Source organism: Pseudomonas sp. AC016 (assembly GCF_979253365.1).
This window is the reverse complement of sequence record NZ_CEEDCC010000001.1, coordinates 1,531,826-1,551,003: the sequence shown is the minus strand read 5'-3', so window position 1 is coordinate 1,551,003 and position 19,178 is coordinate 1,531,826. Positions and strand designations below refer to the sequence as shown.

General features: G+C 60.1%; 14 protein-coding genes. 9 read left to right on the top strand and 5 right to left on the bottom strand.

The window, feature by feature from the left end:
- Positions 1-32: 32 nt before the first annotated feature.
- The 3 genes from AC0IXS_RS06795 to AC0IXS_RS06785 all read left to right on the top strand — a co-directional run bounded on the left by AC0IXS_RS06795 (position 33) and on the right by AC0IXS_RS06785 (position 5,218).
- Complete coding sequence (locus AC0IXS_RS06795; RefSeq protein ID WP_161627603.1) at positions 33-1,817, top strand: ABC transporter ATP-binding protein; 1,785 nt, start codon at positions 33-35, stop codon at positions 1,815-1,817.
- 122 nt (positions 1,818-1,939) lie between these two features.
- Complete coding sequence (locus tag AC0IXS_RS06790) at positions 1,940-4,402, top strand: EAL domain-containing protein (RefSeq protein WP_471824187.1); 2,463 nt, start codon at positions 1,940-1,942, stop codon at positions 4,400-4,402.
- 30 nt (positions 4,403-4,432) lie between these two features.
- Entirely contained in the window at positions 4,433-5,218 is a 786-nt protein-coding gene (locus tag AC0IXS_RS06785) for a TenA family transcriptional regulator (RefSeq protein ID WP_057410497.1), read from the top strand.
- 34 nt (positions 5,219-5,252) lie between these two features.
- Here AC0IXS_RS06785 and AC0IXS_RS06780 read toward each other — a convergent pair whose 3' ends face one another.
- The 5 genes from AC0IXS_RS06780 to AC0IXS_RS06760 all read right to left on the bottom strand — a co-directional run bounded on the left by AC0IXS_RS06780 (position 5,253) and on the right by AC0IXS_RS06760 (position 10,057).
- Positions 5,253-6,179 (bottom strand): GGDEF domain-containing protein, encoded by a 927-nt coding sequence (locus AC0IXS_RS06780; RefSeq protein ID WP_004884119.1) that lies wholly within the window; start codon positions 6,177-6,179, stop codon positions 5,253-5,255.
- Between the two features lie 301 nt (positions 6,180-6,480).
- Positions 6,481-7,221, bottom strand: a complete 741-nt coding sequence (locus tag AC0IXS_RS06775; protein WP_122690850.1) for a YciK family oxidoreductase — start codon at positions 7,219-7,221, stop codon at positions 6,481-6,483.
- Positions 7,222-7,248: 27 nt separating this feature from the next.
- Positions 7,249-7,920: an N-acetylmuramic acid 6-phosphate phosphatase MupP gene (gene mupP / locus AC0IXS_RS06770; RefSeq protein ID WP_004884117.1), complete on the bottom strand. Its 672-nt coding sequence runs from the start codon at positions 7,918-7,920 to the stop codon at positions 7,249-7,251.
- A gap of 3 nt (positions 7,921-7,923) precedes the next feature.
- A complete protein-coding gene (ubiG, locus tag AC0IXS_RS06765; protein ID WP_025993835.1) occupies positions 7,924-8,622 on the bottom strand; it encodes a bifunctional 2-polyprenyl-6-hydroxyphenol methylase/3-demethylubiquinol 3-O-methyltransferase UbiG in 699 nt (232 codons plus the stop codon).
- 82 nt (positions 8,623-8,704) lie between these two features.
- Positions 8,705-10,057: a TRZ/ATZ family hydrolase gene (locus AC0IXS_RS06760; RefSeq protein ID WP_057410499.1), complete on the bottom strand. Its 1,353-nt coding sequence runs from the start codon at positions 10,055-10,057 to the stop codon at positions 8,705-8,707.
- A gap of 118 nt (positions 10,058-10,175) precedes the next feature.
- Here AC0IXS_RS06760 and mtnA point away from each other — a divergent pair, with 118 nt between their 5' ends.
- The 6 genes from mtnA (at position 10,176) to cmk (ending at position 19,098) form a co-directional block, all read left to right on the top strand.
- Positions 10,176-11,252 carry an S-methyl-5-thioribose-1-phosphate isomerase gene (mtnA, locus tag AC0IXS_RS06755; RefSeq protein ID WP_004884114.1) on the top strand — a complete coding sequence of 359 codons (1,077 nt, stop codon included), beginning with the start codon at positions 10,176-10,178 and terminating at the stop codon, positions 11,250-11,252.
- Between the two features lie 303 nt (positions 11,253-11,555).
- Positions 11,556-14,342, top strand: a complete 2,787-nt coding sequence (gyrA, locus tag AC0IXS_RS06750) for a DNA gyrase subunit A (RefSeq protein ID WP_057410500.1) — start codon at positions 11,556-11,558, stop codon at positions 14,340-14,342.
- 210 nt (positions 14,343-14,552) lie between these two features.
- The gene (serC, locus tag AC0IXS_RS06745; protein WP_057410501.1) at positions 14,553-15,638 is read left to right on the top strand and encodes a 3-phosphoserine/phosphohydroxythreonine transaminase; all 1,086 of its coding nucleotides are present in this window, start codon (positions 14,553-14,555) and stop codon (positions 15,636-15,638) included.
- The gene (pheA, locus tag AC0IXS_RS06740) at positions 15,638-16,732 is read left to right on the top strand and encodes a prephenate dehydratase (protein ID WP_025993840.1); all 1,095 of its coding nucleotides are present in this window, start codon (positions 15,638-15,640) and stop codon (positions 16,730-16,732) included. Before serC ends, pheA begins: the two co-directional genes overlap by 1 nt.
- Positions 16,733-16,807: 75 nt before the next feature.
- Entirely contained in the window at positions 16,808-18,412 is a 1,605-nt protein-coding gene (locus AC0IXS_RS06735; RefSeq protein WP_057410515.1) for a prephenate dehydrogenase/arogenate dehydrogenase family protein, read from the top strand.
- Positions 18,409-19,098, top strand: a complete 690-nt coding sequence (cmk, locus tag AC0IXS_RS06730) for a (d)CMP kinase (RefSeq protein WP_004884109.1) — start codon at positions 18,409-18,411, stop codon at positions 19,096-19,098. Before AC0IXS_RS06735 ends, cmk begins: the two co-directional genes overlap by 4 nt.
- Positions 19,099-19,178: the final 80 nt, after the last annotated feature.

The window sequence follows — 19,178 nt, the reverse complement described above, 5'->3', positions numbered from 1 at the left end:
ACTCCACGGGTAATTCGCTGAAACCCGAAGGCGTGCGCCACGATGCATTGAGTTGGGCCGAGATTCGACGGCTTGCCTTGCGCCACAAGAAAGCCCTGTGGATCGCCAACGGCGTGGCGATACTGGCGACGTTGTGCAGCGTGCCGATCCCGTTACTTCTGCCTTTGCTGGTGGATGAAGTATTGCTGGGGCGTGGCGATGCGGCGCTCAAGGTCATGGACCATCTGTTGCCCGACAGCCTGCAGAAGGCTGTCGGTTACATCGGTCTGATGCTGTTGCTGACGCTGGTCCTGCGCGCCGGGGCCTTGCTGTTCAACGTCCTGCAGGCAAGGCTGTTCGCCCGACTGGCCAAGGACATCGTCTACCGCATCCGGCTACGGCTCATCGAACGGCTCAAACGCATTTCCCTGCGCGAATACGAAAGCCTGGGCAGCGGCATGGTCACCACGCATCTGGTCACCGATCTCGACACGCTGGACAAGTTCGTTGGCGAGACCCTGAGTCGCCTTCTGGTGGCGACCCTGACGCTGGCGGGCACGGCGGGCATCCTGATGTGGATGCACTGGAAGCTGGCGCTGCTGATCATGCTGTTCAACCCGCTGGTGATCTTTGTCACGGTAAAGCTGGGCAAGCGGGTCAAGCATCTGAAGAAGCTGGAAAACGACAGCACCTCGCGTTTCACCCAGGCCCTGACCGAAACCCTGGACGCCATTCAGGAAGTGCGGGCGGGCAATCGTCAGGGCTTTTTCCTCGGTCGGCTGGGCCTGAAAGCTCAGGAAGTACGCGATTACGCCATCAACTCCCAATGGAAAAGCGATGCTTCCGGGCGTGCCAGCGGTCTGCTGTTTCAGTTTGGTATCGATATCTTCCGCGCAGCCGCCATGCTCACGGTGCTGTTCTCGGACCTGTCCATTGGCCAGATGCTCGCGGTATTCAGTTACCTGTGGTTCATGATGACGCCTGTCGAGCAGTTGCTGAACCTGCAATATGCCTATTACGCGGCGGGCGGGGCGCTGACACGTATCAACGAACTGCTTGCCCGCGGTGACGAGCCGCAATACGTGGGCAGCGTCGATCCGTTCGAAGGTAAGGAGACCGTCGGTATCGAGGTGCGTGGCGTCAGCTTCGGTTATGGCGAGGATCTGGTGCTGGACCAGCTGAACCTGACCATTGCGCCGGGCGAGAAAGTAGCAATCGTGGGTGCCAGTGGCGGTGGCAAAAGCACACTGGTGCAGCTGTTGCTCGGCCTCTACACCGCGCAGACCGGCTCGATCCGCTTCGGCGGCGCCACTCAGCAGGAGATCGGCCTGGAGCGGGTACGCGAGAACGTGGCGGTGGTTCTGCAGCACCCGGCGCTGTTCAACGATACCGTCCGGGCCAACCTGACCATGGGTCGCGACTGCACCGACGAGGCCTGCTGGCGGGCGCTGGAAGTCGCGCAGCTGGAACCTGCCATCCGTGAACTCCCGGATGGCCTGGACAGCATTGTGGGGCGGTCCGGGGTGCGGCTTTCCGGCGGCCAGCGGCAGCGTATGGCCATTGCCCGCATGGTGTTGTCCGACCCCAAGGTGGTCATCCTCGATGAAGCCACCTCGGCGCTGGATGCCGCGACCGAATACAACCTGCATCTTGCCCTTGCGCGTTTTCTGCGCAGCCGCACCACGCTGATCATCGCCCATCGTCTTTCTGCCGTGAAGCAGGCCGACCGTGTTCTGGTCTTCGACGGCGGACGCATCGCCGAAGACGGAGACCATCAGCAATTGATCGCCGATGGTGGCCTTTACGCCAAGCTGTACGGCCACCTGCAACAAATCTGAGTCATTACGTCCCGTATTTACGCGAACGTTGTGTCAAATTCGATAAAATCACCTGCCATCATATGCGGTTTTAGCCTAGGCTCTGCTCAGAACGATCTTCAGGCATGTGGTGACGCGAACCCATGAAGCAGACATGGACCTTTCCCAAGCCTCGCCTGACAGCCATTGTCTGGCCCTTCATTGCGGTAGCTTTGTTTCAAGCGCTGTTGGGGTGTGTCAGCCTTTATACGATGTCTGCGGTGCGCAGCTATGTGGTAGGCGAGAGCCTCTGGTCCAAGGGCCAGAAGGACGCCATTCATTACCTCGGTCTTTACGCCAACTGGCACGAGGAAAGTGACTATGTGAAATACCAGGAAGCCTTTGCGGTTCCGCAAGGCGGACATGCCCTGCGCGAAGCGTTGAACAGACCGGTTCCGTCACTCTCCGATGCCAGGGCCGGGATTCTCCAGGGCGGCAATCACCCGGACGATGCGGCCGGCATCATCTGGATGTACCTGAATTTCCGCGATTTCAGCTTCATGAAAACCGCCATCGAGCACTGGACGGTGGGCGACAGCTATCTGATGCAGCTCAATACGCTGGCCGGCGAGATTCACGACCGGGTCCGCGCAGGGAACGTCACGCCTGCCGAGGTCGAGCAATGGCGCACCCGTATCAAGGCCATCAACGAAGGCGTGGCACCGGCTGCCAAGGCCTTTAGTGATGCGCTGGGCGAAGGATCACGCTTCATCCTCAAGCTGCTGGTGGTGATCAATCTGGTCACGGCGTTCGTTTTGATCCTGCTGGCGTTCTGGCGCGTGCGCAAACTCATCGCCCAGCGGCGCCTGTTTGCGGATGCCTGGCAACTCGAGCGCGAGCGGGCACAGATCACCCTGGAGTCGATTGGCGACGGAGTGATCACCACCGACGTCAAGGGCTCTATTGTCTATATGAACCCGGCGGCCGAAGGCCTGACGCACTGGAAAAACGCGCAGGCCAACGGTTTGCCGCTGGCGGCGTTGTTCAATCTGCTGGATGAAAACGATCAGCGTGACAGCTCGACACTGATCGACCACATCCTTGGCGGCAAGCTCAAGGGCGGCAGCGCCAACAGCAAGCTCATTCAACGGCTCGATGGCAGCACGGTGTCGGTGGCGCTGGTCGGCTCGCCGATCTATACCGAAGGCGTGGTCAGTGGCGCCGTGCTGGTCTTGCACGACATGACGCAGGAGCGCCAGTACATTGCCAACCTGTCGTGGCAGGCCGCCCATGACGCGCTGACCGGACTGGTCAACCGCAGTGAGTTCGAATACCGCCTGCAGCAGGTCCTCAACGTCGCCCATTCGGAGCCCGGCAGCCATTGCCTGATGTTCCTGGACCTCGATCAGTTCAAGCTGGTCAACGACACCAGCGGGCATGCTGCAGGTGACGAGTTGCTGCGTCATATCTGCAAGGCGCTGCCGCAGGGCCTGCGCGACGGCGACACGCTGGCGCGGCTGGGCGGAGACGAGTTCGGCGTACTGCTGGCTGACTGCTCCGCGAACAGGGCTCACGAGATTGCTGAAAACTTACGCCAGATCGTGCAGAACCTGCATTTCATGTGGAAGGGCCGCCCGTTCGTGACCACCGTCAGCATCGGCCTGGTGCACCTGGGTGACGCCCCCACGACGCTGGAAGCTTCACTCTGTGCCGCCGACATGGCGTGCTACATGGCCAAGGAGAAGGGGCGCAACCGCGTTCAGGTGTACCGCTCCGATGACACTGCGCTGTCGATAAGGTCCGATGAGATGGCCTGGATCCAGAGATTGCACATTGCGATGGACGAGGATCGCTTCTGTCTGTTTGCGCAGGAGATCGCATCGATCAGACAACCTGGCGATGGCGTCAGGCATATCGAGATTCTGTTGCGCTTGCGTGATGAATCGGGGCGGATGGTTGCGCCCGACAGCTTCATACCCGCTGCCGAGCGCTACGGATTGATGACTACACTTGACCGGTGGGTGGTCCATAACGTTTTTCAGGTCATAGCCAGGTGCCAGATCGAGCAACGGCATCAGGCGCCGCAGGCCATGTGTGCGATCAATCTGTCCGGATCGAGTATTGGTGACGATGCATTTCTCGACTATTTGAAATCGCAATTCAAAATGTTTGGTGTTGCACCCGAAATGATCTGTTTTGAAATCACCGAAACCAGCGCCATTGCCGATCTTGAAAGCGCCATTCGCTTCATCAATGAGCTGAAGTCTCTCGGTTGCCTGTTTTCACTGGATGATTTCTGTTCGGGCATGTCGTCTTTTGCCTACCTCAAACACCTGCCGGTCGACTTTCTGAAAATCGACGGAAGTTTCGTCAAGGACATGCTCGATAACCCGATCAATCGAGCCATGGTCGAGGTCATCAATAATATCGGTCATGTCATGGGCAAGCGCACGATTGCAGAGTTTGTGGAAACACCGCAGATCGAAGCCGCACTTGAGGAAATAGGCGTGGATTTTGCTCAGGGATATCTGATCGGGCGTCCTGAGCTGTTGACCTGTGAAAGTCTTTATACCCATCCCGTACGACCCGACCCTGTAATGTTCCATTCGCCGGGAACGTTCAGTTGAACCGTATAAGCCACTACAAGGAGCTACACAGTGATCGACACTTTCAATAGAACCGGTCCGCTCATGGAAGCCAGCAGTTATCCGGCATGGGCGCAGAAGTTGATCAACGATTGCAGTGCTGCCAAGGCTCGCGTGGTTGAGCACGAGCTTTATCAGAAGATGCGGGACGCGACGCTCAGCCCGCGAATCATGCGTCACTACCTGATTGGCGGCTGGCCCGTTGTCGAGCAGTTTGCCGTCTACATGGCCAAGAACCTGACCAAGACCCGCTTTGGCCGTCATCCTGGTGAGGACATGGCGCGTCGCTGGCTGATGCGCAACATCCGTGTGGAACTCAATCACGCCGATTACTGGGTGAACTGGTGTGCCGCGCACGACGTATCGCTGGATGATCTGCATGACCAGCAGGTCTCGCCCGAGTTGCATGCGCTGAGTCACTGGTGCTGGCAGACCAGCTCTTCGGATTCACTGGCAGTCGCGATGGCCGCGACCAATTACGCTATCGAAGGGGCAACGGGGGAGTGGTCGGCTGTGGTCTGTTCCACTGGCGCTTATGCCGAGGCATTTCCTGACGAAACCCGCAAGAAAGCCATGAAGTGGCTAAAGATGCATGCTCAGTATGACGACGCGCACCCTTGGGAAGCACTGGAAATCATCTGCACGTTGGTGGGCAACAATCCCGGTGTGCAGTTGCAGAACGAGTTGCGTCAGGCGGTCACCAAGAGCTACGACTATATGTATCTCTTTCTGGAACGCTGCATGCAGCTCGAAAAGGTCAAACCGGCACGCGAGCGCGCCATGGCGGAGCAGGCCTGACTCACCGACAATCGCAGGCGAGGCGCCAGATGCTTCAGCAGGCCATGGCCAGCCGGTTACGGCCCTCGCGTTTTGCGGCATAGAGCGCGTCGTCCGCTCTGCGTAACAGGCTGTCAGCGGTTTCCGCTGACAGCAGGGTCGAACAGCCCAGGCTCACCGTCATCGTCAGTGCCGGTGCGAACTCATTGAAGCGTAATTCCCGTACGGCCTGCCTCAGGCGCTCGCCTACCAGGCCTGCGCTGACGCCGTCGGTGTTAGCCAGGATCACCACGAATTCTTCTCCGCCGTAGCGAAAAATCCGGTCTATGTTGCGCAATTGCCCCTTGAGGGTCAGCGCTATGCTTTTGAGCACTTGATCTCCGGTGTAATGACCATAGCTATCGTTCACTTTCTTGAAGTGATCGATGTCCAGCATCAACACCGACAACGGCTGCTTATGGCGCCGTGAGATGTCCACTTCCCGGGCCAGGCTCTGGTCCATTGCCACGCGGTTGCCGGTATTGGTCAGGGCATCACGCAGTGCACTCTGCGTGGCAATGCGATAAAGCAGTGCGTTGAGCAGCGGGTACAGAAGGCACGCCAGCAGGGTTTCCAGATCATGCAACCGGGCATCATCGATCACTTGAGCGGTCTGCAGCTCCAGCTGGCCGATGTCTTCGCCGTCATGACGCAGATGGAAATCGGTAACGTGAAGCGCGTTTTCACCCAGGCGCAGTTGCAGATCACTCTTTGAATGGCGATATATCAGGCCTTCCAATGGAATGAGTCGTTGAACACCCTGAAAGAACAGCGTGAGTATTCTTTCGGCTTCCAGGCTGGTCTGTAATTGCAGCCCCAACTGTTTGACCAGTTCATCCAGCGTTACAGGCGGCAGTTCGGCATTGGGACGATTGCGAAAACCGAGGCATTGAAGCCTGGCGGTATCGAAATCGATTGCATGGGTCCGGGTAGGAGAACTCATCGGTTCGCTCCTCAGCACGTTGCTGGCTTGGCAGGGTTAGAGCGAAAGTCGTGCCATTCGGTTCATTGACAGCAAGAGATTAAATTAATCAATGACTTAAGTGATTGCGTTATAGGTGCAAGTCGATGAGTGCGGCGATTTATTGACGGTACTTTGTTTTGCTGCAAGTGATTGATCCTGGGAAGTAACTTTTTGGACATGTCATTTTTCAGGCGCTACATCGGGGGACTGAGCCGGCACCGAGGCCGGCAAGTCGCATCCCAAACTATTTTTATTAGGTTGAACAATGACGTTCCAGATGTTACCGGGCGTTTAAAGCCTGACCATTGATGCCCTTGCTGTCTGGCCCCATCAGGTACAGATACACCGGCATGATGTCTTCCGGTGCCGGGTTGTTCAGCGGGTTTTCGGCCGGGTAGGCCTGGGCGCGCATGCCGGTACGGGTTGCGCCAGGGTTGATGCTGTTGGCGCGTACCGCCGTGACCCCTTCAAGCTCGTCTGCCAGGGTCTGCATCAGGCCCTCGGTGGCGAATTTGGAGACGCCATAGGCGCCCCAGTGCGCGCGCCCCTTGCGGCCGACGCTGCTGGAGGTGAATGCCACCGACGCATCCTCCGAGCGTTTGAGCAGCGGCAGCAGAGCCTGAGTCAGCATGAACGTCGAGTTGACGTTGACATGCATGACCCGGGCAAACTCCTCGCTGGATAGCTGCTCGAGCGGGGCGCGTGGCCCGATGATCGACGCGTTGTGCAGCAGGCCATCCAGGCGGCCGAACTCGGTTTCGATCATTGTGGCCAGTTCGTCGTACTGCTGGGGCAGGGCGGTTTCCAGGTCAAATGGAATCACCACCGGCTGAGGCTGTTCAGCGGCTTCGATTTCGTCATAGATCGCGGTGAGGCTGGCTTCGGTCCTGCCCAGCAGCAGGACGGTTGCGCCGTGGGCGGCATAGGTTTTTGCAGCGGCGGCGCCGATACCCCGACCCGCGCCGGTCACCAGAATCACCCGGTCCTTGAGCAGGTCCGGGCGAGCGGAATAATCAAACATGAAAGACCTCGAACGATTGTCTGTGGCTCAGCAACTGCACAGGGCGTTGTCCAGCACCTTGCGCAGTTCCAGTGGGTGATCGACCACAACGTCAGCACCCCAGTGATCAGGATTGTCGTTGGGGTGGATATAACCGTAGCGCACCGCTGCCGTGCGTGTGCCTGCATCGCGCCCGGATTCGATGTCGCGCAGGTCGTCGCCGACGAACAGGACGCTGGCCGGGTCCAGGTCGAGCATCTTGCACGCCAGGATCAGTGGTTCCGGGTGAGGCTTGCTGTGGGTCACATGATCCGGGCAGATCAGCAGTGCGGAGCGTTCGGCAAGGCCAAGCTGTTGCATGATCGGCTCGGCGAAGCGCACGGGCTTGTTGGTGACAACGCCCCAGATCAGTCCGGCCTTCTCGATGTCGGTCAACAGTTCAGCCATCCCATCGAACAGCTTGCTGTGCACGGCGCAGTCGCGCTGGTAGCGCTCGAGAAACTCCAGACGCAGGGCCTCGAATTCCGGTTCGTTCGGCGACATCGCAAAGGTCGCCGCGACCATGGCTTTGGCACCGCCTGATATTTCGTCGCGAATCAGCTTGTCCGATACCGCCGGGAAGCCACGATCAGCCAGCATCGCCTGGGCAATGGCGATGAAGTCCGGTGCGGTATCGAGGAGGGTGCCGTCCATGTCGAATAAAACCGCTCTCAGGCGCATGCTTCAAGCCTCCCGCAGGGTCTGGATCATGTAGTTGACGTCGACATCCGAGGCCAGCTTGTAATGCTTGGTCAGCGGGTTGTAGGTCAGGCCGGTGATGTCCTTGACCTGCAGACCAGCCTCACGGCTCCAGGCGCCCAGCTCGGACGGGCGGATGAATTTCTTGAAGTCGTGGGTGCCGCGCGGCAGCAGGCCCAGAATGTACTCGGCACCGACCACAGCGAACAGGTAGGCCTTCGGGTTGCGGTTGATGGTCGAGAAGAACACCTGACCGCCCGGTTTGACCATGCGATAGCAGGCGCGGATCACCGACGAAGGGTCCGGCACGTGTTCCAGCATTTCCAGGCAGGTCACCACGTCGAACTGCTCGGGCATTTCCTCGGCCATGTCTTCGGCGGTGATCTGCCGATATTCGACGCTGACGCCCGATTCCAGTTGGTGCAACTGGGCAACGGCCAATGGTGCCTCGCCCATGTCGATGCCGGTCACGGTTGCGCCGCGCAAGGCCATGGCCTCACTGAGAATGCCGCCGCCGCAGCCGACGTCGAGGACCTTCTTGCCAGCCAGATTGACGCGCTCGTCGATCCAGTTCACCCGCAGGGGATTGATGTCGTGCAATGGCTTGAATTCGCTTTCGCGGTCCCACCAGCGATGGGCGAGTGCCTCGAATTTGGCGATTTCTGCGCGGTCGACGTTGCTCATCGGATATACCTCTTGAACTCAAAATTCGGTTTCATCTGTCTGGCTATACATAACCAGACAGTCTTCTGTTCGGTTTGATCGGTCAGCGCGTCTCTTCGCCTTGCCCGGATGTCTGCCCTGAAATGCGGCGACCCCAGGCCATGGCGGTATCGCGCAACGCCTGTTCGTCCATTCGGGTCAGACGGCGGTCGTCGAGCAGCTGCTTGCCCGCCACCCATACATGGCTCACGCAGTCGCGGCCGGTGGCATATATAAGCTGGGAGACCGGATCGTAGATCGGTTGCTGGGCCAGGCCGGACAGGTCGAAGGCGACCATGTCGGCAGCCTTGCCCAATTCCAGCGAGCCGGTGTCGGCCTGGATGCCGAGCGCCCGTGCGCCATTGAGCGTGGCCATGCGCAGCGCACGGTGTGCGTCGAGCGCCGTCGCCGAGCCTGCAACGGCCTTGGCGAGCAGGGCGGCGGTGCGGGTTTCTCCGAGCAGGTCCAGGTCGTTGTTGCTGGCGGCGCCGTCAGTGCCCACGGCCACGTTGACACCCGCCTGCCACAGACGCTCGACCGGGCAGAAGCCGCTGGCCAGTTTCAGGTTGGACTCGGGGCAGTGAATGATATGGGTATTGCTCTCGACCAACAGGGCCAGATCGTCATCGCTGATCTGGGTCATGTGCACGGCCTGGAAGCGCGGGCCGAGCAGGCCCAGACGGTTGAGGCGTGCCAGCGGCCGCTCCTGATGCTGGTTAACGGCCTGCTCGACTTCGAACGCCGTCTCGTGGACATGCATCTGGATGGTGGCGTCGAGTTCGTCGGCAATGACCCGGACCTTTTCCAGATTTTCATCACCCACGGTGTAGGGGGCATGCGGGCCAAAGGCGATGCGGATGCGCGGGTGATGAGCCAGATCGTTGAACAGCTCGATCCCGGCGTGCAAAGCTTCGTCGGTGTTGCGGGCACCGGGAATCGGAAAGTCCAGCACTGGTACCGTTATCTGGGCGCGCATTCCGCTGACATGCACACGGTCGGCGGCCACCTTGGGGTAGAAATACATGTCCGAGAAGCAGGTGATGCCGCCCTTGAGCTGTTCGGCAATGGCCAGGTCCGTGCCGTCACGCACGAAATCCTCATCGACCCATTTGCCCTCGGCAGGCCAGATATGGTCCTGCAGCCAAGTCATCAGCGGCAGATCGTCCGCCAGCCCGCGAAACAATGTCATCGCGGCATGACCGTGGGCGTTGATCAGGCCAGGGCTGAGGAGCATGCCTGGCAGTTCCCGGATCTGCGCAGCGTTCTGCTTCAGTGCCTCGGCTTTCGGGCCTATGTAGACGATCAGGCCATCACGAATGCCGATGCCGTGTTCCTTGAGGACCACGCCTGCGGGCTCGACCGGTACCAGCCAGGTGGGCAGGAGCAGAAGGTCGAGCGGTGCTGTGGCGTTCGGCATGACAGGGCTTCCAGAGCTTATTACGGTGATGGCGAAGTATACCCGAGCGTCTTGGCGGGCGGCTCGCTATAATCAGCCGCTTTTGATTCTGGCTTTGGATTTCAAGATGGAGTGGGCGATGCGCGATCGACTGTTGGCTGCGGAGAAAGTAAAGGCCATCGATTGGCGGGACGACGCTCTGTACCTGCTGGATCAGCGGGTACTGCCGTTCGAGGAAACCTGGCACGCCTACACCAGTGCTGCGGGCGTGGCGGAGGCCATTCGCTCGATGGTCGTGCGCGGTGCGCCTGCCATCGGCATCAGTGCTGCCTACGGCGTGGTGCTCGGTGCGCGGGCCAGGATCGCGGCCGGTGGCGACTGGCGATCAGCGCTGGAGGATGATTTCGCGCTGCTTGCAGACTCACGTCCTACGGCGGTCAACCTGTTCTGGGCACTGAATCGCATGCGTGATCGCTTGCAGCGTCTGAAGGCGACGGATGATCCGTTGGTGTTTCTGGAAGCTGAAGCCGTGGCCATTCACCTGAGCGACCGCGAAGCCAACCTGACCATGGCCCAGCTCGGCGCCGACCTGATTCGCAAGCATCAGGGCAATCTGCAGACCGTGCTGACCCACTGCAACACCGGGGCGCTGGCAACCGGCGGTTTCGGTACGGCACTGGGCGTGATCCGTGCGGCGCATCTGGAAGGCATGATCGAGCGCGTCTACGCCGATGAAACCCGTCCCTGGCTGCAGGGCTCCCGGTTGACCGCCTGGGAACTGGCCAACGAAGGCATTCCGGTGACCCTGAACGCCGACTCCGCCGCCGCGCACCTGATGCGCACCAAAGGCATCACCTGGGTCATCGTTGGCGCCGACCGCATCACGGCCAATGGCGACGTGGCGAACAAGATCGGCACCTATCAACTGGCGGTCGCTGCCATGCACCATGGCGTGCGCTTCATGGTGGTTGCGCCGAGTTCGACCATCGACATGGATATGGCCAGCGGCGAAGACATTGTCATCGAAGAGCGCGACGGGCGCGAGTTGCTTGAAGTGGGCGGTCAGCGGGTGGGTGCCGACGTCGATGCCTTCAACCCGGTCTTCGATGTGACGCCTGCGGACCTGATCGATGCGATCGTGACCGAAAAGGGCATTGTCGAGCGTCCCGATACCGCCAGAATGGCCCAGTTGATGAGCCGCAAACATCTTCATTGAAGTTTCATCTCTCCATGATCGCCTCGGAGCAGGGCGGCTGAACGGGCCTGTAAGCGTCTCTCAGCCGTCCTGCGTGGATGTGGCTCGTTTTCAGCGCTTGCAAAGGATGTGAGCGCCTCGGCGATTGTGGTAACATCCGGCGGTTTCCGGGGACGCTATTCGTAGCCTCCCGCACTGTGCAGAACCAAGTCTTAACTCATTGATTTGTCGTAAGTCGTTGCCCGGCACATGCTGGCAGCGGCGAGCTTCGTTTACCCCGAATGGGTTTGCGAGGTTTCACCAGAAAAAGGAATCAGGCTTCTCATGGGCGAACTGGCCAAAGAAATCCTCCCGGTCAATATCGAAGACGAGCTGAAGCAGTCCTACCTCGACTACGCAATGAGCGTTATCGTCGGTCGAGCTCTGCCGGATGCGCGCGATGGCTTGAAGCCCGTGCACCGGCGCGTGCTGTTCGCAATGAGCGAACTGGGCAACGACTGGAACAAGCCGTACAAGAAATCCGCCCGTGTGGTTGGTGACGTGATCGGTAAGTACCACCCGCACGGCGACACGGCTGTCTACGACACCATCGTCCGTATGGCTCAGCCGTTCTCGCTGCGTTACCTCCTGGTCGACGGTCAGGGCAACTTCGGTTCGGTCGACGGCGACAACGCTGCAGCGATGCGATACACCGAAGTGCGCATGACCAAGCTGGCTCACGAGCTGCTGGCCGACCTGCACAAGGAAACCGTGGACTGGGTGCCGAACTACGACGGCACCGAAATGATCCCTGCGGTCATGCCGACCCGTATTCCCAACCTGCTGGTCAACGGCTCCAGTGGTATCGCCGTGGGCATGGCGACCAACATTCCGCCGCACAACCTCGGTGAAGTCATCGACGGTTGCCTGGCGCTGATCGACAACCCCGAGTTGACGGTCGACGAATTGATGCAGTACATCCCGGGCCCCGACTTTCCGACGGCCGCGATCATCAACGGTCGCGCCGGCATCATCGAAGCCTATCGCACCGGTCGCGGCCGCATCTATATGCGCGCCCGCTCGATCGTCGAAGACATCGACAAGGTCGGTGGACGTCAGCAGATCGTCATCACCGAGCTGCCGTACCAGTTGAACAAGGCGCGTCTGATCGAGAAGATCGCCGAGCTGGTCAAAGAGAAGAAGCTTGAAGGCATCACTGAGCTGCGCGACGAGTCCGACAAGGACGGCATGCGTGTGGTCATCGAGCTGCGTCGTGGCGAAGTGCCTGAGGTTATCCTCAACAACCTCTACGCCCAGACCCAGCTGCAAAGCGTGTTCGGCATCAACATCGTTGCGCTGATCGACGGCCGTCCGCGGATCCTGAACCTCAAGGACCTGCTGGAAGCCTTCGTTCGCCACCGTCGTGAAGTCGTCACCCGCCGTACCGTATTCGAACTGCGCAAGGCCCGTGAGCGTGGCCACATCCTTGAAGGTCAGGCGGTTGCGCTGTCCAACATCGATCCGGTCATCGCCCTGATCAAGGCCTCGCCGACCCCCGCCGAAGCCAAGGAAGCGTTGATCAGCACGCCTTGGGAATCGAGCGCCGTGGTCGAGATGGTCGAGCGTGCCGGTGCCGATTCGTGCCGCCCGGAAAACCTCGATCCTCAATATGGTCTGCGCGAAGGCAAGTATTTTCTGTCGCCGGAGCAGGCACAGGCCATTCTGGAACTGCGTCTGCACCGTCTGACCGGACTGGAACACGAAAAGCTGCTGGGTGAGTATCAGGAAATCCTGACCCAGATCGGCGAGCTGATCCGCATCCTCAACAGCGCCACACGCCTGATGGAAGTGATCCGCGAAGAGCTGGAACTGATTCGCTCCGAATACGGCGATGCCCGTCGCACCGAGATTCTCGATGCGCGTCTGGACCTGACTCTGGGTGATCTGATCACCGAAGAAGAGCGTGTCGTGACTATTTCCCATGGTGGCTATGCCAAGACCCAGCCTCTGGCGGTCTATCAGGCGCAGCGTCGTGGCGGGAAGGGCAAGTCGGCGACCGGCATCAAGGATGAGGATTACATCGCTCACCTGCTGGTTGCCAACAGCCACACCACGCTGCTGATGTTCTCCAGCAAGGGCAAGGTGTACTGGCTCAAGACCTACGAGATTCCGGAAGCGTCCCGCGCTGCCCGTGGTCGTCCGCTGGTCAACCTGCTGCCGCTGAGCGACGGCGAATACATCACCACCATGCTGCCGGTCGATCTGGAAGCCATGCGCAAGCGGGCTGACGAAGAAGGCGAAGCCCTCGAAGGTGAGCTGGTCGATGATGCGGAAAACAGCAACGAGACCGAAGAAGAGCGCAGGGCGCGCGTCAAGGCTGCTGACAAGAAGAAGGCACCGTTCATCTTCATGTCTACCGCCAACGGTACGGTCAAGAAAACTCCGCTGGTGGCCTTCAGCCGTCAGCGCAGCTCCGGCCTGATCGCACTCGAGCTGGACGAAGGCGACATCCTGATCTCCGCCGCCATCACCGACGGCGAGCAGGAAATCATGCTGTTCTCCGATGGCGGCAAGGTCACGCGCTTCAAGGAATCCGACGTTCGTGCCATGGGCCGTACGGCTCGCGGTGTGCGCGGCATGCGTCTGCCGGAAGGTCAGAAACTGATCTCCATGCTGATCCCGGAAGAGGGCAGCCAGATCCTGACGGCCTCCGAGCGCGGTTACGGCAAGCGCACGGCGATCTCCGAGTTCCCTGAGTACAAGCGTGGCGGTCAGGGCGTTATCGCCATGGTCAGCAACGAGCGTAACGGCCGTCTGGTCGGTGCGGTTCAGGTGCTCGACGGTGAGGAAATCATGCTGATTTCCGACCAGGGAACACTGGTCCGTACCCGCGTCGGCGAAGTGTCGAGCCTGGGCCGTAACACTCAGGGCGTCACTCTGATCAAGCTGGCCAGCGACGAGAAACTGGTCGGTCTGGAGCGTGTTCAGGAGCCATCGGAAGTCGAAGGCGAAGAGCTGCTCGAGGGTGAAGAGGGCGTTGATGCGCTGATCGCTGACGTTTCTGAGTCGGACGATGCCGGTGAAGACCTGCAGGTGGACGCCGCATCGGATGACGATGACTCGCAAGGCTGAGCAGTGAAGTAAGTAATACCGCTGAGGGCTGGCTCGTCTGTAAATGCATTTGCATTTCAGGCAAGTCCAGCCCTTGCGCCATTCGGCCTGCTCTACGGGCGAATCGGAATGCCTGCCGAAGCGGGTGGAGACCGAAGCTGCGGTTTCGTCTCTGCCCGGCCTGTGCAGGGAAAGTGCGTACAGACCCAAACGTATTTGACGAGAGTGGATATGAGCAAGCGAGCCTTTAACTTCTGCGCAGGTCCTGCTGCGCTTCCTGAAGCTGTTCTGCTACGTGCCCAGGCCGAGCTCCTGGACTGGCACGGCAAAGGCCTGTCGGTCATGGAAATGAGCCATCGCAGCGATGAGTTCGTCTCAATCGCCACCAAGGCCGAGCAGGATCTGCGTGACCTGCTGTCCATTCCCTCCAATTACAAGGTGCTGTTCCTGCAGGGCGGCGCCAGCCAGCAATTTGCGCAGATTGCGCTGAACCTGTTGCCCGAGAACGGCAAGGCCGACTACATCGATACCGGCATCTGGTCGCAGAAGGCGATTGAAGAGGCCTCGCGTTACGGCACGGTCAATGTCGCCGCCAGCGCCAAGCCTTACGACTATTTTGCCATTCCCGGCCAGAACGAGTGGAAGCTGTCCAAAGACGCTGCCTATGTTCACTACGCACCGAACGAGACCATCGGCGGTCTGGAATTCAACTGGATTCCGGAAACCGGTGACGTGCCGCTGGTCGCCGACATGTCTTCGGACATTCTGTCTCGCCCTGTGGATATCTCCCGGTTCGGCATGATCTACGCCGGTGCGCAGAAGAACATCGGTCCGAGCGGCATCGTGGTAGTGATCATCCGCGAAGACCTGCTGGGGCGCGCGCGCTCGCTGTGCCCGACCATGCTCAACTACAAGGTCGCGGCCGATAACGGCTCGATGTACAACACCCCTCCGACACTGGCCTGGTACCTCTCGGGTCTGGTCTTCGAGTGGCTCAAGGAGCAGGGTGGCGTCGAGGCCATCGGCAAGCTCAACGACATCAAACAGCGCACGCTGTACGACTTCATTGATGCCAGCGAACTGTACAGCAACCCGATCAACAAGCCGGATCGCTCGTGGATGAACGTGCCGTTCCGTCTGGCTGATGATCGTCTGGACAAGCCGTTCCTGGCCGGTGCCGACGCTGCGGGCCTGCTTAACCTCAAGGGCCACCGTTCGGTCGGTGGCATGCGCGCGTCCATCTATAACGCAGTGGACATCAATGCGATCAACGCACTGGTCACCTACATGAAAGACTTCGAGAAGGAGCACGGCTGATGTCCGAACAGGAACTCAAGGCGCTGCGCGTCCGTATCGACAGCCTCGACGAAAAGGTTCTCGAGCTGATCAGCGAGCGTGCCCGCTGTGCGCAGGAAGTTGCGCGGGTCAAGATGTCTTCCCTGGCCGAAGGCGAAGCGCCTGTGTTTTATCGTCCTGAGCGTGAAGCGGCAGTGCTCAAGCGTGTCATGGAGCGCAACCGTGGCCCGTTGAGCAACGAAGAGATGGCGCGTCTGTTCCGCGAAATCATGTCTTCATGCCTGGCGCTCGAGCAGCCGTTGAAGGTTGCCTACCTCGGCCCGGAAGGCACGTTCACCCAGGCTGCGGCCATGAAGCACTTCGGTCATGCCGTCATCAGTCTGCCGATGGCGGCCATTGATGAAGTGTTCCGTGAAGTGGTTGCCGGTGCGGTGAACTTTGGCGTGGTCCCGGTGGAAAACTCCACCGAAGGCGCGGTCAATCACACCCTCGACAGCTTCCTTGAACACGACATGGTCATCTGTGGCGAAGTCGAGTTGCGCATTCACCACCACCTGCTGGTTGGTGAAAGCACCAAGACCGAAAGCATCTCGCGCATCTACTCCCACGCCCAGTCGCTGGCTCAGTGCCGCAAGTGGCTGGATGCCCATTACCCGAACGTGGAGCGCGTCGCTGTGGCCAGCAACGCCGAAGCCGCCAAGCGGGTGAAAGGCGAGTGGAATTCCGCGGCCATTGCCGGTGACATGGCGGCAGGCCTTTATGGTCTGACTCGTCTGGCCGAGAAGATCGAAGACCGTCCGGACAACTCCACGCGTTTTCTGATCATCGGCAATCAGGAAGTGCCTCCGACCGGCGACGACAAGACCTCGATCATCGTGTCGATGAGCAACAAGCCGGGTGCGTTGCATGAACTGCTGGTGCCGTTCCATGAGAACGGCCTGGACCTCACGCGCATCGAGACCCGTCCCTCACGCAGTGGCAAGTGGACCTACGTGTTCTTCATCGATTTCGTCGGGCATCACCGGGATCCGCTGGTCAAGGCGGTGCTGGAGCAGATCAGTCATGAAGCCGTTGCCTTGAAGGTTCTGGGTTCCTACCCGAAAGCGGTTCTTTGAGGGGGCGTTGCATGAGTCATCTGTTTATCGCCCCCGAGCGTTATGAAAGCCGTCCGGGCTTTCAGGCAGTCGCACGTGGTTGAAGTCATGTCAGAACAAGCGACCGGCCCGCTCATTGGTCGTCTGGTCGTCGTCGGTCTGGGGCTGATCGGTGGTTCGTTCGCCAAGGGTGTTCGTGAAAGCGGTCTTTGCCGGGAAGTGGTCGGCGTCGATCTGGACCCGCACTCGCGCAAGCTGGCTGTGGAGTTGGGTGTTGTAGACCGCTGTGAAGAGAGTCTTGCGGCCGCCTGCTGCGGTGCCGATGTCATTCAGCTCGCAGTCCCTATCCTGGCGATGGAAAAACTGCTGGCGTTGCTGGCGCCTCTGGAGCTTGGCAACGCTGTGTTGACTGATGTCGGCAGTGCCAAGGGCAATGTCGTGCGAGCGGCGCGTCAGGCGTTTGGTCGCATGCCGTCGCGCTTCGTGCCGGGACACCCGATTGCCGGTTCCGAGCAAAGCGGAGTGGAAGCGTCCAATGCCGGGCTGTTTCGCAGGCACAAGGTCATTCTGACGCCGTTGGCCGAGACTGATCCTGACGCTGTGACGCTGGTGGATCGCCTGTGGTCAGCCCTGGGCGCCGATGTCGAGCACATGCAGGTCGAGCGCCACGACGAAGTGCTGGCAGCGACCAGTCATTTACCGCATCTGCTTGCGTTCGGGCTGGTGGATTCGCTGGCCAAACGTAATGAAAATCTCGAAATATTCAGGTATGCCGCCGGTGGTTTCCGGGATTTCACGCGCATCGCGGGCAGCGATCCGGTCATGTGGCACGACATTTTTCTGGCCAACCGGGACGCAGTCTTGCGCACGCTGGACACCTTTCGCGCCGACCTTGACGTTCTGCGCGATGCCGTGGACGCCGGTGATGGTCATCAATTGCTGAGCGTATTCACGCGCGCCCGGGCAGCCCGTGAACATTTCGGCCGGATTCTGACGCTTCGCGCCCGCGGGGAGGCCCGTTCGTCCGGAGTGGCCGGGGTGCACGGCGCGGCGTTGGGCAAAGCCAGTCATCGTATCGACGGGCCTGTGGATACCGCGTCGGCCGCGCTGTTCATGGTGGCAGCCTCCATTTGTGAATCCGCTGACCTGTTGCTCGTGGGTGTCAGCATGAGCGATGCCTGCATCGGAGTGATCGATATCCTGCGCCTGCTGGGCGCCGATATCGTGCTGCACGATGTCCGTGAGCAGGCGGGTGAAACCATCGCGGATGTGCATGTGCGCTCTGCGCGGCTGCGGGGCGCGGACATCCCTGAAACACTCGTCCCGCTGGCGCTCGACGACTTTCCTGTGTTGTGCATTGCCGCAGCCTGCGCAGAAGGGCGTACCATTCTGCGCAGCGCGCAAGAGCTGCAGGGCGACGAGCTAGAGACGGTACGGCTGATTTCAGAAGGGTTAAGCGTGCTGGGTATCGAGGTTGAGCCTGCACCTGACGGCCTGATTATCGAGGGTGGAGCCATTGGCGGTGGCGAGATCGATGTGCGCGACGATCAGCGTATCGCCATGGCCTTCAGTGTGGCTGCATTGCGGGCCTCGGGGCCTGTACATATTCATGACTGCGCAAATGTCGCTCCATCGTTTCCCAATTTTCTGGCGCTGTGCGCTCAAGTCGGCATGCATGTAGCGCAAGAGGACACAAAGTGAAAATCAAAGCACCTGTTATAACCATCGACGGACCCAGTGGCTCCGGCAAAGGTACGGTGGCCGGGTTACTGGCCAGAAAACTGGGCTGGTGCCTGCTCGATTCGGGCGCCCTGTATCGTCTGCTGGCCTTCGCGGCGCGCAATCACGGCGTCGATCTGACCAACGAAGAAGCCCTCAAGCTGCTGGCTGCCCACCTGGATGTGCAGTTCGAGACCTCGGCCAATGGCCAGGGGCAGCGCATCGTTCTCGAAGGCGAGGACGTCACGCACGCCATTCGCAATGAGCAGATCGGCAGTGGTGCCTCGCAGGTGGCTTCGCTGCCTGCGGTGCGTGATGCGCTGCTGCAGCGTCAGCGTGCCTTTCAGGAAGAACCGGGTCTCGTGGCAGACGGCCGCGACATGGGTACCGTGGTGTTTCCGGATGCGCCGTTGAAGATATTCCTCACTGCCAGTGCCGAAGAGCGTGCGCGCCGTCGTTACTTGCAGTTGAAGGCCAAGGGCGATGATGTTAGTCTGTCGAGTCTGCTAGATGAGATAAGTGCACGCGACGAGCGTGACACCCAGCGAGCGGTAGCCCCGCTCAAGCCGGCGCATGACGCCATACAGCTGGATTCAACCGAATTGTCCATCGAGCAGGTGCTGGAACGCATCCTGAGTGAAGTCGCCCTGCGCGATATCGCCGGATGATCAAGGAGCCATGCAGGAGACCAGACCCCGTCCTGCAGGCTTCCTTTCATATGAACGAAACCCACGTTGTCTGGAGCGTG

What these genes read in the sequence shown, in the direction of transcription:
- AC0IXS_RS06780 (WP_004884119.1), bottom strand. Translation starts at nt 6,179, where the DNA reads ATGAGTTCTCCTACCCGGACCCATGCAATCGATTTCGATACCGCCAGG.
- mupP (WP_004884117.1), bottom strand. Translation starts at nt 7,920, where the DNA reads ATGCGCCTGAGAGCGGTTTTATTCGACATGGACGGCACCCTCCTCGAT.
- serC (WP_057410501.1), top strand. Translation starts at nt 14,553, where the DNA reads ATGAGCAAGCGAGCCTTTAACTTCTGCGCAGGTCCTGCTGCGCTTCCT.
- ubiG (WP_025993835.1), bottom strand. Translation starts at nt 8,622, where the DNA reads ATGAGCAACGTCGACCGCGCAGAAATCGCCAAATTCGAGGCACTCGCC.
- AC0IXS_RS06790 (WP_471824187.1), top strand. Translation starts at nt 1,940, where the DNA reads ATGAAGCAGACATGGACCTTTCCCAAGCCTCGCCTGACAGCCATTGTC.
- mtnA (WP_004884114.1), top strand. Translation starts at nt 10,176, where the DNA reads ATGCGCGATCGACTGTTGGCTGCGGAGAAAGTAAAGGCCATCGATTGG.
- AC0IXS_RS06775 (WP_122690850.1), bottom strand. Translation starts at nt 7,221, where the DNA reads ATGTTTGATTATTCCGCTCGCCCGGACCTGCTCAAGGACCGGGTGATT.
- gyrA (WP_057410500.1), top strand. Translation starts at nt 11,556, where the DNA reads ATGGGCGAACTGGCCAAAGAAATCCTCCCGGTCAATATCGAAGACGAG.
- pheA (WP_025993840.1), top strand. Translation starts at nt 15,638, where the DNA reads ATGTCCGAACAGGAACTCAAGGCGCTGCGCGTCCGTATCGACAGCCTC.
- AC0IXS_RS06760 (WP_057410499.1), bottom strand. Translation starts at nt 10,057, where the DNA reads ATGCCGAACGCCACAGCACCGCTCGACCTTCTGCTCCTGCCCACCTGG.